Source organism: Sphingobium sp. HDIP04 (assembly GCF_000445085.1).
Taxonomy (GTDB): Bacteria; Pseudomonadota; Alphaproteobacteria; order Sphingomonadales; family Sphingomonadaceae; genus Sphingobium; species Sphingobium indicum.
In genome coordinates, this window is record NZ_ATDO01000027.1 from 1 (window position 1) to 1,406 (window position 1,406).

A 1,406-nucleotide genomic window follows, 5' to 3' on the forward strand; every position below is an offset into this window, starting at 1 on the left:
AAAAGCTGCTGCCCGTGCGCGGCATTTCCCTTCGGCGCGGGGGCGGCGACCGCCGCGCCGGCGATCACCGCGCCGATGCCCGCAGCGAATATCCAAGTCTTCACCTAAGCAACCTCCTGTCGTGCGCGCCATGCGCGCGATGTTCAGATTTCTTCCGGGGCCCGCGCCCCCTGCCCGTCTTCCAGCCTGCGCGAGGCGTCGATGCGCAGGAACAGCGCCGCCGCGATCAGGCAGAGGACGGAAAGAACCGCAAAGGCGGCGAACCAGCCGCTCATGCTGACGATATAGCCGGTGACCGCCGCCGCGACCGCCGCGCCGCTGTTGCCCAGCGTGTTCATGACCGCCGACACCGACCCCGCATATTCGCCGCCGATGTCGAGCGTCACAGCCCAGGACACGCCGACCGTCAGCTCCAGCCCGAACAGCGCGATGCAGAAGCACAGGATGCTGGCCACATGCCCGTCCATGGCGGCGGCCAGCGGGATCATCGCGGCCGCCGTCAGGAAGCCGACCACGGCGACCGAGCGGCGCGCCATCTTCAGCCCCGCGCCGCGCTTCACCAGCAGGTCCGACGCCCATCCGCCCATCAGGTCGCCCACCACCCCCGCCATCAGCGGCAGGCTGGCGAACAGGCCCATCAACGCGATGTCGAACCCCCGCGCATCGTGCAGATATTTGGGGAACCAGGTCAGGAAGATGTTGATGCAATAGGCGTAGCAGAAATACATGGCCGACAGCACCCAGAGCTGCGAATTGGCCAGCAGGTGCCGCCACGGCACGCTCACCCGCGCCCGGCCCGCGCCCAGCGCGCCCTCGATCATCGCCAGTTCGGCGCCGTTGACCGCCGGATGCTCGCGCGGCGTGTCGCGATAGTACCAAAACCACAGGGCCGCCCAGCCGATGCCGATCAGCGCGAAGGCCATGAAGGGCATGCGCCAGCCGAACTGGACGATCAGCAGCGCGACGAACACCGGCGTCACCGCCCCGCCCAGCCGCGCCCCCGCATGGGTGACGCCCTGCGCCCAGCCGCGTTCCGACGGCAGCATCCAGCGCGACAAGGACCGGGTGGCGATGGGAAATGCCCCCGCCTCCCCCATGCCGAACAGGAAGCGGCACACCATCATCGACCCGGCCGACCAGGTCAGCGCCGTGGCGGCGGTGAAGGTCGACCACCAGAGCACCACGCCCGTCAGCGCGCGGCGCGGCCCGAACCTGTCGCCCAGCCAGCCGCCGGGTATCTGGAACAGCGCATAGGCGATGGAGAAGGACGCGAAGATCCAGCCCATCGTCACGGGCGAGAAGCCATATTCCTTCTCGATCACCGGGGCCGCCGTGGCGATCACGACGCGGTCCATATAGGTGATGAGATAGGCCAGCACCGTCAGCCACAGGACGACATGGCGCGC

1 protein-coding gene is annotated in these 1,406 nt (G+C 68.7%); it reads right to left on the bottom strand.

Going from position 1 to position 1,406, the window contains the following annotated elements; translation table 11 throughout:
- Positions 1-143 precede the first annotated feature (143 nt).
- The coding region (locus tag L286_RS26080; RefSeq protein ID WP_021222941.1) for an MFS transporter at positions 144-1,406 on the bottom strand (1,263 nt) is incomplete at its 5' end.